Raw genomic sequence first — 18,600 nt, 5'->3', positions numbered from 1 at the left:
AAGTCAATCTTTTCAATATCTTCCTTTTTCTTCCTTATATCGAACTGACGTTAAAGGAGTATTTTTGATTGATTATTATCTTATAAGACATTGTGTCATCATTATAAGCCTTCCTCTAAGATATCCTTAATAACTTGTTGTTGCTTCATAGCGTCTGACCTGCCTTTATCTTTTAAAATAGAAAGTTCATAAAGAGCTTTCCATAAACCCCACCCGCGTGCTCTTTCCCAGGTCTTAGAATCAAGGTCTATCATACTTCTAAATTTTTCTCTGCTTTTATCTTTAAAAAAAGTCCAGGCTATGGTTAAATCGCAAGCAGGATCTCCAATCCCCATACATCCAAAATCTATTACGGCACTCAATTTATTCTCTTTTATTAAAATATTCCCGCTGGCAATATCACCATGAACCCATACAGGGTCTTTATACCACATGGATTTTATAGATTTTTCCCATAAAAATCTTGCTTTTTTTGCGTCAATTAAGGAGCTTAATTTTATTATCAGTGACCTTGTTTCCTCATCATAAACGGAAGTATGAGCAGCACGCCACCAATTATGAAGGCCTGGAGAAGGAGCATCACTTGGAGCAAATTTATGAAATTTATTCAAAAAACATGCAAGATCAACGGCTATGTTTTGCAAAGTTTCCTCATTAATTTCCAAAGTATTTGCGCTATTTCCTTCTAGCCATTTGTATATTGACCAATTCCATGGATAGTCTTTTGAGGGGTTTCCCATAGCGATGGGTTTTGGGACAGAGAGGGGCAAATAGGGAGCAATTAAGGGGAGCCATTTATGTTCTTTTTCAACTTGCTTTACATATTCTTCGGAACTTGGAAGTCGAACGAGCATCCTTTCTCCTAAACGAAATGTACGGTTATCATGTCCATTTAGGGGAACGGGGACGACAGAGAAATGAGCATATAGAGGAAATTGTTCTTTTATGAGTTGTTTGACTAAACGTGCAGTGATTTCTATTTTGTCCATTTCTTTATTTACTTTCGTCTTTTGCTGTATTTCTGTAAGAAAAATACGATACCAATATCGATTAACAAAATGTTTATAAGAAAAAAGGCAAGAATTAATTTATAAAAAACAAGCTGCATGCTTTTTCTTTATTCTTGTAAGGTGTGGGGAATCTGGAGGAAAACTCGTGTTTACCATAGAAAGTGCCTGTTCAAGATAAAGCATTTCCTGCTCTTTCAGAGCTCGGGAAGACAGTATTTTTGATTTTTTTCGATAAACATCAGCCAAATTTTCTAAAATGATATATTCGTCGGGGTATTTGTTTTTATGGATAATTGAAAGCGCTCTTTTAAGGATACCTTCTGCATCTTTCAAATTATTTTCTAAAAGATAAACTTGTCCCAAATTTTGAAGAGCAAAGCTTGTTTCAATATGGTTTTTTCCATAATTTTTTTCAAAGGATTTTAATGCTTTCTTCAATAAAGATTTTGAGAGAGAATATCGTTTTGTTTCCCTATAAAAAATTCCTAAATGAACAAGAGCTTTTGCAACATATACATGGTCTTCAAAAAAATGTTTATTACAAATTCTAAGGCTTTCATCAATTAATTCTTTGGCTTTTTTTAAATCTCTAAGCTTTATATAGACATATCCCAAATCCCCACAGACCCAGGCTGCGCCGACATGAAATTCAGAATATTTTTTATAGATGTTCAGGCTTTTTTCTAAGAATTCTTTGGCTTTATCATAATGTCCAAGGCTCCTATAAAGATTTCCTAAATGAGCAAGAGAAGAGGCAAGACCAATCGGATTTTCTTTCGTTTTTTCATAAAATGAAAGGCTTTGTTCGAGAAAAAAGAGTGCTTTTTTAAAATTTCCTAAATATCGGTACACCACACCTAAATATTTTGAAGCGCGTGCCATGCCCGAATAATTTTGGGAATTTTGTTGGTAAAAAAGAGTTAAGCTCTTTTCAAAAAGATCTTTTGCTTTCTCATAATTTCCTAAATCTCGATAAACATTTCCTAAATAGACCATATAGTGAGCAATCTTAAGATTATCTTTAGGACGATGCTTGTTTAATAAGGCAATACCTTCTGTAAGAAGCTGTTCTGCTTTTAATGAATTCCGTAAGTAAGAATAAAAGCAACCGAGTTCACAATTTAAAGCTTCTTTTGCAGCGTCATTTAGAATCATTTGATGGCTTAAAAAACATTCTGCATGTCGATAAAGCGTCTTCATTTTTACAAAATCTTCTTTATCCATTGCATCGCGCATATCATTCTCTAAAACTTCAGCAAGAGAGAGAATCAAATTTTGATCCTTTTTTAACTCTAAAGCCTTTGTCAAATAAGAGAGGATGACTGCTTGCGTACTTCGATGAATTGAAATTACAGATTCTAACGGAAGTGAAAGCAAAGAGTTGTTTGTAATCAGAGAATGTTTTTTTAAATGATAGATAAAATCATCTACCACAGGACCATTTTTATATTTAATAAGAAGGTCCCGAGGAATATTTTGAGAATCAAGAAGACTTATAAAAAGAAAAAGATCTTTAAAATCAGGGTTGGAATCAATAAGGTATTTTAAAGATAAAGTGATAATTCCATATCGTGTCTTTGTATAATCTCCCGCTTCTTCTAAAATTTTTTCCTGTACATTTGAAAAATCTTGATTGTACTTAAACATATTTTCTAAATAATCTTTATAAGAAACGTTCGTTGCTTTAAGGTAATAAGCTGCAACTAAGATGTCTAAGGGAAATGAAGGAATTTCAAGAAGAAATTTTTGTGTTTCTTGTTGCTGCGCAGAGGAAAAAGAAACGTCTTTTCCATTGCTCAAAATTTTAATAAAAAGATTTAATTTTTCATTGTCAGTAAGTTCTCCAACAGAAATAATTGTGTGAATATGCAGATTGTTTTCAATATTAGCATTTCGTGTTGTTAAAAGAATTTTTCCTTCTCCCCATTTTGCAGGGTTTATAGGAAAATATTTTTGAAGAGAGCTAAATTTTTCAACATTATCATAAATTAAAAACCAATTAGGGGTCATTTTTAATTTTCTTTGAACAAATTGCAAAATTTGATCCTCTCGTTGAAGAGAAGGTTTTGTTTCTAATATAATATTCAATATTTGGAAATCTTCTGATGTCTTTGAAAGACCTTGAGCAAGATTTTCAAAAGATGCTAAAAGATTTTCTTTTGTACTTGCATTGATTTCTCCGACAATAGGAAATGTTTCTGAAGAGGCATACCGGTGTGCAAGCGTTGTTTTTCCAGAGCCTCCGATACCAACAAGCGCAATGGTTTTAATTTTATTGGGATCTTTCTTAAATGCGGTATTAATTTTATCAATTAGATCCAAGCGATCAAGAAGAAGGGATTCGGAAGGAATAATAAAATCAGATCGAATAAGGCATTCTTCCGTTTTGTGTGCGTTAAAAAAGGAAAATTTTTGTGTTAAATCCATTATCCAATTTTGAAAAGAAAGCGGACTTATTTTGAAAATAAGAAAACATACTCCCAAAAAGAAAAAGATGAAAATTCCTTTTTTTCTATAATATTTCAGCGTTAAGAGAGCGTAAACATTTTTTTTATTTTTAGGAGACTGCTTGTTTAAATCAGAAAAATTCTCTTTAGATTCAATAAAGCCCTTTAAAACATCATATTGTTTCTCAAATTCTAAAATTGACCTTTCAAGATTTAAAGTTGGAAAAAGGTTTTTTAAAACTTCTAAAACAAGTAAATAATACTTTTTTTGGATATTAAGATCTGAAATATTTTCCCCATGAATCATTTTAAAAAATTCTTTAGGCTTTTCTCCTTTTGAAGAAAAAAGAAAAACAGCTGTTTCATTTTCTAACTGCAAGGGTATGCCTTGATTTTTTTGATCGAAGCCTTCCCAATTTTGAGGAGGATTATAAAGAATGAGATTTTCTTTTTTAAGATTTTGAAAGCCATATGGCTTATTATAGTTTTTTAAAAAAATCTTAATTTCTACTTTTTTTAAAGAACTGATAAGATGCTGAAGCAAAGAAATTTGAAGAAGATCTTTTTTTGAAGAAAAAATATAACAAGAAATTTTCTGATCTTTGATTTGAGAAAAGATATGTTTTAAAGAATCTTCAAATTTACGGTGTGCTAAGAGAGCTGCATAAAATTTTCGCAAAGAAGGAAGTTTGTCTGATTTTTCAATAAAATCGATAATGGCTTCTCTCGAATGACACTCAAGTTTTAACATAATATTATGGGTGTGGTTTTCGATGGTTTTTGGGGCAATTGAAAGAAAAGATGCAGCTTTTTTTGCGGATCGTCCACTTACAAAAAAAGCAAGAATATCTATTTCTCGACGTGTAAATTTAACATTATTTATAAATGTTAAGGACTCCAAATAAATAGATTTTAAAAAATCAAAACTTTTGTTTTCCATTGAGGGCAATACAATTTTTAGGTGTTAAAGAAGAAGGTTTTAGGAATTTCTTTGTAAGGTTTTTAAATTTTGTAAAAGTGACTTAGATTATAAATATATTTCTTGAAAATTCTTTGGGGGAATTTCCACTAAGTTACTAATCCTAATGGTATTTCCAGGATGTGTAAATAACTGACTTATCGTTAGTATCCAAAAGTACAAAGTGCTTTTTATAAGCACATCTTTTTAAGAAAATAAAAGAAAGGATATTGATAATGTCTAAGAAATTAAAACTTCTAATTTTTGATGTATTGTTTACCTTGTTCCAAGTTATTTCTGTTTTCGCAATGACAGAAGATATAAGTTTTTTTGGTCCTGAAAATCGCGGGTATGGTTCTACTTATACGCTTTCCATTAAAAGAGATAAAAAGGCACTTCGAAATGAGTATTTTCAAATCGAGGATCACCCGTCAGTATCTCCAAGTCATGGGTTTTTCAATGATGAGACAGCTTATACATATACGCTGGGAAATAAAAAAATACCTTTATCTTCTACTCTGAACGATCAAATTAAGTTAAATTATAGTACGTTTGCCATTGCAAATTTAACGCTTGATTCTTACCGTAAATCTTGTGGTGCTCTGGGTATTGAAGTGAGTCCTTGTGTAAAGCTTATTCCTTTTTATGAAGGGTGTAAACAAGCAGAACGCAATGCTTTTTATAGAAGGACAGGACGAAGGGGAGGAGAAGGGGAAATTAATTTTTGTTTTTCCCAAGGATTTACGCCAGCTCGGATTTTCGATGTTGTATCCCATGAAGTGGGGCATGCTATTTTAGATGCTCTACAGCCGAACTATCATAAAAAAATGGGAAGCCACCCTGTGGGAGCTTTTCATGAGGCTTTTGGAGATCTTTCTTCTTTTTTCGCATCGATAAGACTTGCAAGTATTCACGCGGTAAGTCCTTCAAGTAAAGGTAAGAGAATAGCTTCCATGATTGCTTTGGAAGAAGAAGTTTGTCTTGCTCCTGGACTCTCTGGAGAAGGCACATGCCTTTTAAGAAAAGAAAGCCCTGATCTTTGTGAAGATCATCGCAATTCCGTTCCTTTTAGAAGCTTTTTTCTAAGATGTATGAATGCGGAACTCAAAAGAAATTCGACGCTTGGAAGATCCGAAAAGAAAAGTGCTGAAGAGATCGTTGATTTTTTTCAAGCTTTGTTAGTTCATACGGCTCGAAATGTACCTGATTTTGAGAGCTTATATGATTTGAGTCAAAAGATGATTGGTTTTATTAAACCTTCTCCAACATCAACTCTTATGAGGAAAGAACTTAAAAAGTTACGTTCAGATTTAGAAAGATGCACATTTTGTAAATAATTTTTTAAGTGATTTTTCTGACCCTCTCTTTATTTTAAGGGAGGGTTTTTAATTTTCTGAAAAGCAGTCTTACTTTAAGAAAATTGAGTAAAATTACTCAATTATATTTTTTTATCATTCTTAGATTGACTTCTTGTCTTAGGGCGGTTAACAAAAACCAGTTCATATTTTAAAAGCTCTTTCAGACCTTGGATTTAAAAATGTTATTTTTTTCACGATCTTTTTTTGTTTATTTTTATTTCTTTTTTATCAGTTTAGCAGGATCTGCTTCTTTACCAGCCCTTTCTTTTGGAATGGAGAGTGATGCTTCTTCGGAGGAAAAATCAGGAGGGAAACCTCATGCTATGAGAAGTCTTATTTTAGAACCTTATCAAGCATGGACACCAGATGCTTCTGGAGATCCTTTTCTTTCAACTATTTTTGGAGAGAACTATGATTTAAATCAAGAGGCTTCTATTCGTAAATTACTTTCTCAACTTCAAAGTCCTTCTCTTGCATTCAAAGATCGTGCAAAGATTTTGACCTATGGGGCAGTATATGGAACAACAGAACAAAAACAAGAAGTCTGTTCTTATTTCTTAGAAATATTTCCGAGCGCTTTATTTTCTCTAGATTATTGTGTAAATGTTTTTAATCATATGAGCGCCTAAGGAACGAGAGATCAAAAAGAAAAAATGTGCTCTAGTCTCATTTCTTTAATTGGAGATCCTGCCTTAAAGCCTAGAGACTTTAATTCTATTTTATTCCATATTGAGCTTTTTGGAAATGAAGTTCAAAAACAAGCTATTTGCTCGACTTTGGTGGACCGTTTTAATGATGTTTCCTTATTTCTTGATGTATCAGAATCTCATCCCATATTGCTCCTTATGGCTCTTCTCCTCAAAAAAGAGGAATATGTTTTTCTGTTTTAAAGTTTGTACAAGAAGGTGGGAAAGATTCATTCCAGAAAGAAGCAATACGCTCAACTTTGATTGTCTTGCTAAAGATGGATGATATAGATTTTGAGTTTCAGTTGCCTGCCTTACACTATGTTATGAAGAATAAGAGAGATTTTGAGGAAAGGACGTTGGCGGACGTTGAGGAAACTTTGCTCTCTCTTATTGCACAGCGTCAAATAGATCCAAAGATGCAAGAAGTTGTGGACATCATTTTGAACTATGGGTCAAGTACGACAAAAGAAAAAATCATAAAAATATCTCGAGATCCAGACTTTCCTTCTCATTTTCGTGAAAAATTAGAAGAAATGATGGATGAGAAACTTTCACAGACAAGAGAAAAAATTCGTACTTTTTGTACAGAAGAAAAGATGAATGGGATTGAAGAGCGTGCACTTTGTAATTTATTGTTAGAATTTTCAGATGATTTAGTACCTTTTGCCTTAAAAGAAGGCCGTATGAGAAAGATTATAAAAAGCTTAAGAAAAATGTCTCAAGAAAAAAGAATTCAATATCTTGAGGGTATTATTTCAGACAAAATTGAAGAAGAAAGAGGAGATGAAAGTACAGCATGATAAAAAAAGGATCTGAGAAAAAGAGACGACGTGCTTTTTTAGGAGCTGCAGTTAATTTTTGTTTCAAAAGAACCTCGAAGATGAAGCCATAACTTCCCAACACAAACTGCCATAAGTTGAATACGACGTCTGCATCGTCCATCGCTGATATCATTTCCAACTTTGCGTAGTGCGCGTAAAACTGAAATTGGAAGATTAACTTCTTTTATGCTCTATATAAATAACATTATCTCTATTTAGTGATCATTATAAAGATCTTTAAGTGTAAAATGAAAATGAAAATTTAAAAACGAACAGAGAAATAAGGATGTTTTTATGTTTTTTTAATCCAGAATGTCTGTTCTAAAATGTTTCTTTAAAATGCTCTATTTTTTCAAAAAGATTTAGAAATCTCATCATACAAAAAAGGATAAATAATATCGGAATTAAATTGATGCGCAAACCATGTGGTTTGTCTTTTTGCATATTGGCGGGTTTTAATGGACATCTTTAAGCGTGCTTCTTCGAGAGACAAAGTTCCTTCGAGATAGGATTCGAGTTCTGAAACACCGACGGCTTTTCTGAGCGGATGAGAAGGAGAAAGCCCTTTTGTGAAAAGATTTTGCACTTCTTTCAGGGCTCCTTTTTCAATCATCAAGGTTGCGCGTTGGTCAATGACTTTACAAAGAGATTCTCGAGGTGGTTTAAAAAGAATTTTAAAAAAAGAAAGAGAGCTCTGGTTTTTAGAAAGGTTATTTTTATTTTGCCAAAAAGAAAGAGGTTGGTGTGTAAATTCATAGACTTCCCAAGCGCGTTGAATGCGCTGTGTATCATTGGGGGAAAGGTGAGAAAGAATTTCAGGATCTTTCATTTTAAGGTTTTCCCAAAGAAAAGAAAGACCTTTTTCTTTGATAAGCTGGTTTCCTTTTTCTCGGATTTCAGGGGGTATTTGAGGTATCTCGTCTAATCCTTCCATTAGAACTTTTAAGTAAAATCCTGTTCCGCCAACAAGAATGGGTCTTTTTTGAGCCTTAAAGGCTTTTTGTATTTCTCCGTGAGCAAGTTTAGCCCAGATGGGTGCTGTTATTCGTGTTTCTGACGGAAGAATTCCATAAAGTTTATGGGGAATTTTTTTTAAATCATGAGCTGGAGGATGGGCTGTTAGAATAGGGAGATCTTCATAAAGTTGAAGGCTATCTGCATTAATAATAACGCCATTGATAAGTTTTGCAAGATCAAGAGAAAATTGAGATTTACCACTTGCTGTTGGTCCTGCAATGATAAAAACAGTATTGTTAGGAAGGGGCGGAAGTGCCTTGAGAAGTGTCTTTATTGTCTCCATCGCCACCTCCTAAATTTAAAGCAATATAATGCGTAATCCCATGCCGCCATATTTTTAAAAGAACGGTATTTTTTCCGGATGTAAAGAGAGATTGCAGAAGGTTTTCGAGTTCTTGAAAAGACGTGATTTTAGTTTGATTAACTTCTTCGATAATGTCATCCACTTGAATATCGAGTGCTGGGAAAGAAACGGCTTTATCATTTCCTTGCGCATACTTTTCAAGTCCAACAATAAGAACTCCTTCTACATTTGAAGGGATTTTATAATAAGATTTCATGGTTTTGGTAAGAGGAGTGACATAAACACCTAAATAAGATTGATACGAAACGCCGGGGGAGTCTGAAGACAGAGGAATTTTAATCATATTTTTTTGAAAATCTGAAAATTCTTCTCTCTCTCTTTCAGACCATTCTTCAATAATAACAGGAAGAGAAATTTCTTTTCCGTTGCGCCAGAGGGTGATCATAACTTTTTTGCCAACGTCTGTTTCTCCAACAAGGCGGGGGAGCTTTTCATAGGCGGTAATGTTCAGCCCATCATAAGAAAGAATAATATCAGCGGGTAAGATACCGCTTTTTGCTGCGGGCCCAAAAGGATCAACAAAGCTGACAAAAGCTCCTTTTTTTCCAGCTTTCAAAAGAGAGTCATATCCTAATGCCTTTGCCATATCAGGGCGCACTTCCTGAACGCGGATACCCATCCATCCATAGATAGCTTGTTTTCTTTGAATCATTTGCTGAACAGCACGTTCTGCTACACTCGATGGAACTGAAAAACCGATGCCGATACTTCCACCGGATGGGGAAAAAAGAGCCACATTAACGCCAATAACTTCTCCCTTGGTGTTAATCATAGGACCTCCAGAGTTCCCAAGATTAATAGAAGCATCTGTTTGAATAAGGTCATCAACATACCCACTCATGATACCTTCTTCGCCTAAAGATGTCTGAGACCGTGAGATATCACGTGCGCGTGCAGAAATAATTCCAGCAGAGACAGAGCGTCCAAAACCAAAAGGACTCCCCACAACTAAAATCCAGTCTCCGACACGGGCAGAGTGAGAGTCTCCCCATTTTAAAGAAGGAAGAGGGTCTTTCGTTTCAACTTTTAAAAGAGCGAGGTCAGTTCGTGCGTCCCGTGCAATAATTTGAGCTGTCATTTCTCTTCCATCTGAAAGCGAGACAACAGCAGTGTCAACATCTTGAACCACATGCCGGTTGGTGACAATATATCCCATGGGATCAATAATAAACCCTGATCCTAAAGAGTGATGAGAGGATGTTCCTTCAAGATCTTGTCCTTGAGACCAATCTTTTAAAAGTGTGCCAAGGAGAGATGATTGAACGTCAGGAAGGCTCATCAATTCTTTAAAATTGTAGGATGCAGAAGGGTTATTTTCTGAATGATGAATCGAAATATCAACGACAGCTGGTAAAACCTGTTCAACAACTGGAGCAAAAGAAAAAGAACAATCACAAGAAGGTGTGGCGTGGATGGTATGATATAATAGCAAAGAACTAAAAACACATACCAAAGATCGTATTAAATTTAAAAAAGTCATGATGCCAATATGTATTGTGAAACCAGTCCTAACCCATGAGGAAAGAGATCTCCCTCTTAAAAACCTAACTATGCCATTGGAAACGAAAGAAAGTCAAAAGAATCTTTGAGTTAACAAAGATTAGGGGAGTAAATTATGACGGCAGCTGGAAAACTCTACACCATGTAAGAAAAGCACCATGATTTAAGAAGTAATGTGCTTTTCTTTCTGAAACACCGTCTTATTTTTTACCTGAATGGATTACATACTAAAGAAGATTAAAAAATTTGTTCGTATTTGAAATTTATGAAGAATGAAATTTTTCTTCGCAAAAAAGAAAGAATATGAAAGCTCTCTATTGTGACGTTCCTGCATTAAAAAATTTGAAGAATTTACCCGTTGGAGAGATGACTAAAGTTGTATTTTCCCCCTTAAATGAATTTTTATAAGCTTCCAGAGACCGATAAAATTCGAAAAACTTTTGATCTTTTGAAAACGCTTCAGCCAAAATACGGATCGAGGAACCATCTCCTTCACCGCGTAATGTTTGGGCTTTATTTTTTGCTTCGGCTAAAAGAATAGTTCGGTCACGGTCAGCATACGACCTTATTTTTTTCGCTATTTCTTCTCCTTTAGCTCTAAATTCTTTTGCTTCACGTTTGCGTTCGCTTTCCATTCTTAAATAAATGGCTTCACTATTTGCTTTTGGAAGATCTGCGTGTCTTATCCGAACATCAACAACATCTACACCAAAAGGTTCAGCCATCTTAAAAACTTCCGCCTTAATTTGAGCCATGATCTTTGTACGTTCAGGAGAGAGAAGGCTTGAAAGAGGGTAGCTTCCAAGAACACGCCGTAAGCTTGCTCCTGCGAGAGTCTGGAGTCTTGTTTGTGCCACAGCTTCTGTTCCTAAAGTTTTATAAAAAAGAAGCGGATCAGTGATTCGATAACGCAAGAAAGTGTCAACAACGAGTCTTTTTTGATCCGAAGCAATCACTTCTTCTGGGCTTAGATCGATGTCAAGAAGACGATTATCATAAAAGATAACATTTTGAATGATAGGAATTTTCATATGAAGGCCGGGTTGGTGAATTGTTCGGACAGGATCCCCAAGCTGTAAGACAAGACATTGTTCGGTCTGGGTCACTACAAAAAGAGAGAGACTTAAAAAAACAATCAAAAAACCGAATGCAGTGAGGAGCATAATGGTAAGGCGGTTTTGAAGTAAGTTCATTGTTCATCTCCTTGTGAAGAGGAATCTGAGGATGTGTTGACTTCTTTAGGTTTAAGACTATCTAAAGGAAGATAGGGTAAAATATTTCCGCCCTTTACTTGGCTTCCGTCCATAAGAACTTTGTTGGTCGTTGAAAAAATCTCCTCCATTGTTTCAAGAGACATCCTTATGGCTGTGATTTCAGGGGCTGTTTTATAAGCACTTAAGATAGAGTTAAATCTATTTGCTTGGCCTTCTGCTTCTTGAATCATTTGTTGTTTATATCCTGCTGCTTCTTGGATCATGCTTTCAGCGTCTCCTCTTGCTTCAGGAATAATTTTATTGCGATAGGCTTCCGCATCATTTCGCAGACGCTCTAAATCAGCGCGTGCGCGTTGCACATCCCGAAAGGCATCAATCACTTCTGCAGGAGGATCGACACGTTGCAGCTGAACCTCTGTAATTTCAATACCTGCTTGGTATTCATCCATAAGATCTTGAAGCAGCGTTTTAACTTTTTCTTCAATTTGACGACGTCCTTCAGCCATGGATTCGGCAATCGGTGTTTGACCAATCACTTCACGCATTGTGCTTTCAGAAGCGGCTTTAACCGTAGCATTGGGAGAACGAATCTTAAACAAAAAATCTCCAGCATCTTTAATCCGCCAAAAAACTGTAAAATTGATATCTACAATGTTCTCATCTCCCGTTAACATAAGGCTTTCTTCGGGAATTTGGCTTGAAGAGCCATCTTTTCCGGACCGAAATCCGATATCAATTCGGTTAATGCGCGTGACACTTGGAAGAAGAACTGTTTCAATGGGGGAAGGCAAATGGTAGTTAAGGCCTGCTTGACTGGTTCTGACCCATTTTCCAAAACGTAAAACAATGCCGACTTCATCTGGTTGAACCCGATAAAATCCTGTTAACATCCAAAGAATAAAAAGGCCTATAAAAATTAAAAACAGACTTTTCTTTTCTTTAAGAAAAGGAGGTAAATCTCCACCTTTTTTAGAATTAGATTTAAAAAAATCCTGAAAACTTTTCGGTGCATCCCCAAAAGGTGTTTTTCTTTTTTGAGTCCAAGGATTAGCGTCATCCGACGAAGAAGATTTTTTACGAATCTCATCGTCACTCCTGGGTCCCCAAGGGCCTTTTTCGAGCCATAATTTTTGCATCATTTTTTCTCTATTCCTCTCCTGAGTCGACTAAAAAATGTTTTTAAGAAAACTTAAATTATTCACCCGTTAGAATTCGATCTACCAATTGTTTCACAGTTGGAATGAAGCCATTTTTATAAAAAGGATCTTTTGCAAAACGATACGCTCCATGTCCTGCAAACATGAGTTGATGCTCTACGTCAGATGTATGAATGATGTTCATAAGTGTTTTTTGAATACAAAAAGAACGCGGATCTGCTTTTTTTCCCGTTGTCCCTTCTTCATTTTGTGCCCAATTGCTAAATCGGCATGCACTTAAACATCCCATACAATCAATTTGGTCTTTTCTAATTTCTTGGGCTTTTTCAGGTGTTACAAAGACAAGTGTAGAGTCTGGCGTTTTTAAGGATTCCGTGAATCCTTGTGCAATCCAGGCTTCCGCACGTTCTCGATCCCCTGGAGCGAGATAAAGAACCCTTCCGCGAGGGCCATAAGGGTAAGGAATTTGATGTTCCCCAAGAGGTTCTAATGAAAAAGCGATTTGATGGAGAGCTCGTTCTTTGAGCTCCTTGATAAAATCATTCTCGACGGCAGAAGAATAAAAACCTGTTGGGCTAAAAGAATTTAAATAAATATCGCCTTCTTTGAGCGTTAAGAGTTTTTGTTTCCATTCTGAAGAAATGGGACTTTCTTGAGTCAGAAGGGGACGTGTTCCAAATTGAAAAGCAACAGGGCCTAATTCTGAATTATTAATCCAATTTTCCCAATCTTTTAAATGCCAGACACCTCCTGCCATAACAATAGGAACATGAGAAAGACCTGCTTCATCCATCACTTCTCTTAAGGCTTTTACACGAGGATAGGGATCTTCAGGATGTGTTGGGCTTTCACTGTTGCTAAGCCCATTATGCCCTCCTGCAAGCCAAGGGTCTTCATAAACAACGCCTCCAAGCCATTCTTTTGTCTTATAATAGGCTCTCTTCCAAAGAGCTCGAAAGGCGCGTCCGGAAGAGACAATAGGATAAAAGTAGACTTGATATTGCGCAGCGATTTCACCAAGTTTATAAGGCATACCGGCTCCACAGGTGAGGCCGTGAATAAGTCCTTTTGTATGGGATAAAATCCCATGAAGAACACGTTCGACAGCGCCCATCTCCCAAAGAACATTCATATGAATGCGCCCCATGCCGCCTGCTATATCAAATGCACGACGTGCTTGAGAGATCCCTCCGCGGATAGAATAATCTATCAATTCATCATGGCGTTCACGCCTTGTTTTTCCATGATAAACAAGCGGGATAAAAACACCGTTTTCATCAATAAGGTCTGCATTGACACCAGAAAATGTTCCAACACCGCCTGCTTTAGCCCAAGATCCTGAACTAACGCCATTGGTAACACCAATTCCTTTTCCCCCTTCAATTAAGGGGAAAACAAGCTGACCAGATAAAGAAAGAGGGTTTATGAAACTCAAGGAATCACCTCTCTACGTTTTCTGAGTTGGGTGCTGTCAGAGCTTTTACACTGAGCCGAACTTTTCCTTGATCATCAATTCCAATAACTTTTACCTTAATCGTGTCTCCAACATTTACAATGTCCGTTACTTTTGCAACACGTGTGGGCGCAAGTTCGCTAATGTGTACCAAGCCTTGTTGTGATCCTAAGAAAGCAACAAAAGCTCCAAATTCTGCTGTTTTAACGACTTTTCCAGTATAAACAACGCCAATTTCAGGCACGGCAATAATTTCATTAATCCTTTGTAAAGCCGATTCAATGGATTTGGTATCTGCAGCTGCAATACGTGTCGTTCCATCATCTTCAATATCGATCTTTACGCCCGTGGTTTCACAAATCTCACGAATGACTTTTCCACCTGTTCCAATGATTTCTCGAATTTTATCTCGAGGAACTTGGATGGTTTGAATGCGAGGTGCATTTTCATTTAACGTTTCACGTGCAGCGCCTAAACCTTTCGACATTTCATTAAGGATATGAATACGACCTTCCTGAGCTTGATGAAGAGCATTTTTCATAATTTCAGGAGTGATGCTGGTAATTTTAATATCCATTTGAAGAGCTGTAATTCCTTTGCTCGTTCCAGCAACTTTAAAATCCATATCTCCTAAATGGTCTTCATCTCCTAAGATATCCGAAAGAACAGCAACTTTCTTACCTTCTTTAATAAGTCCCATGGCAATTCCAGCAACAGGCCTTAAAAGAGGGACACCTGCGTCCATCATGGAAAGAGAGCCTCCACAAACCGTTGCCATTGAAGAAGATCCATTCGATTCCGTGATTTCAGAGACCACGCGAATCGTATAAGGAAAATCCGTTTTTTGAGGAAGAACTGGATGAAGAGCACGCCAAGCAAGCTTTCCATGACCTATTTCTCTCCGGCCTGGAGATCCAACGCGACCAACTTCGCCAACGGAGAAAGGGGGAAAGTTATAGTGAAGCATAAAATGTTGACGATACTCTCCTTCAAGGGCATCAATGATTTGTTCGTCTTCTCCTGTTCCAAGAGTTGTGACCACAAGCGCTTGGGTTTCGCCGCGTGTAAAGAGAGCACTTCCATGTGTTTGAGGTAAAACCTGAACATCAGATTCAATGGGACGAATGGAGGTAACGCTCCGCCCATCAATGCGGATGCCTGTATCTAAAACTTGTGTGCGTACAATTTCGTGCTTAATATCATGAAAAATGTCCTCAAGAATGGGGAAAGGAACCTCCGTTTCAGGAAAGGCTTCTTTCATTTTTGCGTGAGCCGCATCGAAAAGAGCATACCGTTCTTGTTTAAGAGGCTCTTTAAAAGCAGCTTTCAGATCTTCCGTTATGAGGGCTCGAACTTTTTTCGTAATCTCGTCAAGATTAGGAAGTGCAGGAGGGAGGGTCCAAGGCGCTTTTGCAGCTTTTTCAGCAAGACGAATGATGGCTTGAATGACCTCTTGAAAGGCATTATGTCCAAAAGTAACGGCGCCAAGCATAACGTCTTCAGAAAGCTCATGGGCTTCTGACTCAACCATTAAAACGCCTTCAGCTGTTCCAGCAACAACAAGATCCAAAGCACCGTCTTTAATTTCTGTTGAAAGAGGGTTAAGAATATAGTTTCCTTCTTTATAAGAGACACGTGCTGCGCCAATGGGGCCTAAGAAAGGAATTCCTGAAAGTGTTAAAGCAGCGGATGCTCCCAAAAGAGCAACGATATCAGCCTCATTTTCCCGATCATAGCTGAGCACAGTACAAATCACTTGTGTCTCGTTTCTGAACTCTTTTGGAAACAGAGGCCGGATAGGACGATCAATGAGACGTGAGATAAGAATCTCTTGCTCACTGGGACGTCCTTCTCTTTTAAAGAATCCACCTGGAATGCGGCCTACAGAAAAAGTCTTCTCTTGATAATGAACCGAGAGAGGGAAGAAATTAGCGTCAAGTTTTGGGTTCTTTTCGGCAACTACTGTACATAACACGGCTGTGTCACCATAACGTGCAAGAACAGAACCATCCGCTTGCCGTGCAATTTGACCAGTTTCAAAAACAAGGGGACGACCCGCCCAAGTTATTTCTTCACGATAGACTGTAAACATACATATTTCCTTAACAATTTAAACACTATTCCTCAAAAGGAATATGAGAGAGGTACCAATTTTCTTAACGACGTAATCCAAGTTCACGAATAAGAGCTTCATAACGGCTCACATGATGTTTCTTAAGATAGTCAAGCAACCGGCGGCGTTGACCAACTAAAATTAGAAGGCCGCGCCTTGAGCTCATATCTTTCTTATGGGTTTCAAGATGCGTTGCAAGATCTTTAATACGTTGTGTGAGTAAAGCAATTTGCACCTCAGGAGATCCTGTATCTCCCTCTTTTTGTGCAAATTTCTTAATAATTTCTGGTTTGATTTCCTTTGAAAGCGACATCGTAATACTCCTTATAATAAAATTAACGTTTTAATCTAAGTTAAATCCTCGTTTTAAATGTAAAGACATCAACGGCACGTCATAATGACCAAAACCTATAATATTCTTACCTTCGGTTTTAACAACAACAAGAGTCCCTTCTCCCTTTGACAGCAATTGAGGCCTCTCAGAAAGGTTTACTTTTTGGCCTTGCTTAAGGGCTAAAGCTTCCTTTTCTGAGACACTCACGGCCGGGATGTCGTCCAGCACGGCGTCAAGAGAAAAAAGATTCTCACTTATCTTATGCCCCACTCTTTCAAGATTATCCAGAGAAATTGTACAAGAAAGATCAAAAAGACCTACTTTTGTTCGTTTTAAGGAAGAAACATACCCGCATGTTCCTAGTGTTTTTGCGAGATCCCGGGCAATTGATCGAATATACGTTCCTTTTCCGCATCTTACAAAAAAAGTTGCAGAATCAATTTTTGCATCTAAAAGGGTGAGTGTTTCAATCTTTATAATGCGCTCTGATAAAATAACATCTTCTCCAGAGCGCGCAAGCTTATAAGAAGGGACCCCTTTTATCTTTAAGGCCGAATAAAGAGGAGGGCGCTGAGAAATAAGTCCCGTAAATGAAGGAAGAACAGAGAGAATTTGAGTGGCGGAAGGACGCAGAGAAGAAACTTCTAGGATTTCTCCTTCTTTATCATCCGTTGTACGCCTCTCTCCCCAGGTGACTTCAAAAAGATATTCTTTTGAAGATCCCATTACATAATCAACCGTTTTTGTGGCTTCTCCGAGTGCGATGGGGAGAACGCCCGTTGCTAAAGGATCTAAAGTGCCTCCGTGCCCAATTTTTAAAGGCATTTTTTTGAAAGAAGAAAAAAACGTCTGATGCACAAAGTGCTTGAGACGCGTCAGAGCCTGTGTTGAAGAAATCCCATAGGGTTTATCAAGAGGGAGCCAACCATGTAAAAAAGAAGTCATAAGGCTTCTTATAGTTCAAACAAAAGTAGAATGCAAAACTTAAAAAAGAAAAAGAGAAAAAGTGCTTAAAAAACACAAATAGTTTATAAAACGATAAGTTTAAAAGATTATATTTTCAAACGGATATGAGTGTAAGAGAAGAGTAATGGGTTAAAATTTTGCATAATCCTTGACTTTTTGGGTTGATTTTTTTATAAATCTATAGTTTCACTTAAAAAGGTAGAAATTTTTTTATTTAACAGGATGATCAGCAAGAGAGCTAATAAAAGTATGATGATTATTTTAGAGCTGGTCATTAATTTAATTGCTAAAAACGGTTCCAAAACAGTTTAATTCAACAAAGGATTCTAACAATGAAAATTGATTTTGTAAAAATAAACGCAACAAAAATTGGAAAGAAATTAAGTTTTAGAACATGTGCAAGTGTTCTCGTCATTCAGGTCGCTCTTTTTGGTTTTCAAAATACCTCTGATGCAGGAAAAGGGAAGCTTTTCCAACAAGATATGGCAGAAAAATATGGTGAAAAAGCTGCAAGGACAGTTGTTGCTCCTGGTGCAGCTGCTTCTGCCGATGAATTATATAATCAATTAGGAGCTGCTTCAGCTCTTGCACAGGTAACAGATGAAGCTGACCTATTAGATAAAACGCAGATTGAACAGGTTTCTAAATTTTCTGCAAAAGATCAACTTGATGCAGCAAGTTTAATTACAGTGGGTATTGCCCCCACTCCAGCAAATATTGCAACAATTTCTGCTTTGGTAGATCCACAGCAGAAGCGTGCTTCCTCTTTTATGCTCGCAAAGGCAATTCCAGGTGAAGGAGATCTGGATCGAGTTAATGCTGTTGTAGAAATGTTTAAACGTGATGTTGAAGAAGCTTACATTACAGATCATCGCATTGGACAATTTGTAGCCCATGCCTTAAATCTTCAAGAGCAAGAAGCCATTATATTTTTGGCTTATCATGATCAAGATCCAGATTTTGGAGCGGATCAAAATGTCGCGGCAGTTATGGTTCTGAGAGCAGGGATCGGAAATCAGGTTGAATGGGAAAATATTTCACTTAATCATGTTAATGCATATGTTGGAACTGTAGATGTCCATGAAAGAGCAGATATAGTGCATCTTGCGGCTATTCATGTGGATGCTACGGTTGATAATAGAGCAGCGATGGCAATACTCAGAGGCCATGGAGCTAATCGAGCAGATATCAATGGTACA

15 protein-coding genes are annotated in these 18,600 nt (G+C 36.9%); 5 read left to right on the top strand and 10 right to left on the bottom strand.

Annotated features, from left to right (window positions below; all coding sequences use genetic code 11):
• Positions 1–101: 101 nt before the first annotated feature.
• Positions 102–989, bottom strand: a complete 888-nt coding sequence (locus tag JSS34_05595) for an aminoglycoside phosphotransferase family protein (GenBank protein MBS0185797.1) — start codon at positions 987–989, stop codon at positions 102–104.
• A 99-nt stretch (positions 990–1,088) separates the two neighbouring features.
• Positions 1,089–4,397 (bottom strand): tetratricopeptide repeat protein, encoded by a 3,309-nt coding sequence (locus JSS34_05590; GenBank protein MBS0185796.1) that lies wholly within the window; start codon positions 4,395–4,397, stop codon positions 1,089–1,091.
• Between the two features lie 254 nt (positions 4,398–4,651).
• On the opposite strand from JSS34_05590, the gene JSS34_05585 reads away from it, so the two are divergent.
• The 4 genes from JSS34_05585 to JSS34_05570 all read left to right on the top strand — a co-directional run bounded on the left by JSS34_05585 (position 4,652) and on the right by JSS34_05570 (position 7,262).
• Positions 4,652–5,752, top strand: a complete 1,101-nt coding sequence (locus tag JSS34_05585) for a hypothetical protein (GenBank protein ID MBS0185795.1) — start codon at positions 4,652–4,654, stop codon at positions 5,750–5,752.
• A gap of 200 nt (positions 5,753–5,952) precedes the next feature.
• Positions 5,953–6,402 (top strand): hypothetical protein, encoded by a 450-nt coding sequence (locus tag JSS34_05580; GenBank protein MBS0185794.1) that lies wholly within the window; start codon positions 5,953–5,955, stop codon positions 6,400–6,402.
• A gap of 24 nt (positions 6,403–6,426) precedes the next feature.
• On the top strand, positions 6,427–6,663 hold the full coding sequence (locus JSS34_05575) for a hypothetical protein (protein ID MBS0185793.1): 237 nt from the start codon (positions 6,427–6,429) through the stop codon (positions 6,661–6,663).
• Positions 6,664–6,719: 56 nt separating this feature from the next.
• Entirely contained in the window at positions 6,720–7,262 is a 543-nt protein-coding gene (locus JSS34_05570; protein MBS0185792.1) for a hypothetical protein, read from the top strand.
• Positions 7,263–7,635: 373 nt separating this feature from the next.
• Here JSS34_05570 and miaA read toward each other — a convergent pair whose 3' ends face one another.
• From miaA to truB, 8 genes are all read right to left on the bottom strand, one after another.
• Positions 7,636–8,583, bottom strand: a complete 948-nt coding sequence (gene miaA, locus JSS34_05565; protein ID MBS0185791.1) for a tRNA (adenosine(37)-N6)-dimethylallyltransferase MiaA — start codon at positions 8,581–8,583, stop codon at positions 7,636–7,638.
• On the bottom strand, positions 8,537–10,144 hold the full coding sequence (locus JSS34_05560; protein ID MBS0185790.1) for a trypsin-like peptidase domain-containing protein: 1,608 nt from the start codon (positions 10,142–10,144) through the stop codon (positions 8,537–8,539). The genes miaA and JSS34_05560 overlap by 47 nt, the downstream gene beginning before the upstream one ends.
• A gap of 334 nt (positions 10,145–10,478) precedes the next feature.
• Positions 10,479–11,327 carry a protease modulator HflC gene (locus JSS34_05555; protein MBS0185789.1) on the bottom strand — a complete coding sequence of 283 codons (849 nt, stop codon included), beginning with the start codon at positions 11,325–11,327 and terminating at the stop codon, positions 10,479–10,481.
• A gap of 26 nt (positions 11,328–11,353) precedes the next feature.
• Positions 11,354–12,514 (bottom strand): FtsH protease activity modulator HflK, encoded by a 1,161-nt coding sequence (hflK, locus tag JSS34_05550; protein MBS0185788.1) that lies wholly within the window; start codon positions 12,512–12,514, stop codon positions 11,354–11,356.
• A gap of 58 nt (positions 12,515–12,572) precedes the next feature.
• Positions 12,573–13,970 (bottom strand): nitronate monooxygenase, encoded by a 1,398-nt coding sequence (locus tag JSS34_05545; protein ID MBS0185787.1) that lies wholly within the window; start codon positions 13,968–13,970, stop codon positions 12,573–12,575.
• 4 nt (positions 13,971–13,974) lie between these two features.
• Complete coding sequence (gene pnp / locus JSS34_05540) at positions 13,975–16,080, bottom strand: polyribonucleotide nucleotidyltransferase (protein ID MBS0185786.1); 2,106 nt, start codon at positions 16,078–16,080, stop codon at positions 13,975–13,977.
• Positions 16,081–16,144: 64 nt separating this feature from the next.
• Entirely contained in the window at positions 16,145–16,414 is a 270-nt protein-coding gene (gene rpsO / locus JSS34_05535) for a 30S ribosomal protein S15 (protein ID MBS0185785.1), read from the bottom strand.
• Positions 16,415–16,444: 30 nt separating this feature from the next.
• Complete coding sequence (truB, locus tag JSS34_05530) at positions 16,445–17,380, bottom strand: tRNA pseudouridine(55) synthase TruB (protein MBS0185784.1); 936 nt, start codon at positions 17,378–17,380, stop codon at positions 16,445–16,447.
• A gap of 353 nt (positions 17,381–17,733) precedes the next feature.
• Here truB and JSS34_05525 point away from each other — a divergent pair.
• On the top strand, positions 17,734–18,600 hold an 867-nt coding region (locus JSS34_05525), incomplete at its 3' end, for a hypothetical protein (GenBank protein MBS0185783.1).

This window comes from Pseudomonadota bacterium, from assembly GCA_018242545.1.
In the GTDB taxonomy this organism is placed as follows: Bacteria; Pseudomonadota; Alphaproteobacteria; order 16-39-46; family 16-39-46; genus 16-39-46.
This window is presented reverse-complemented; position numbering and strand designations above follow the sequence as displayed.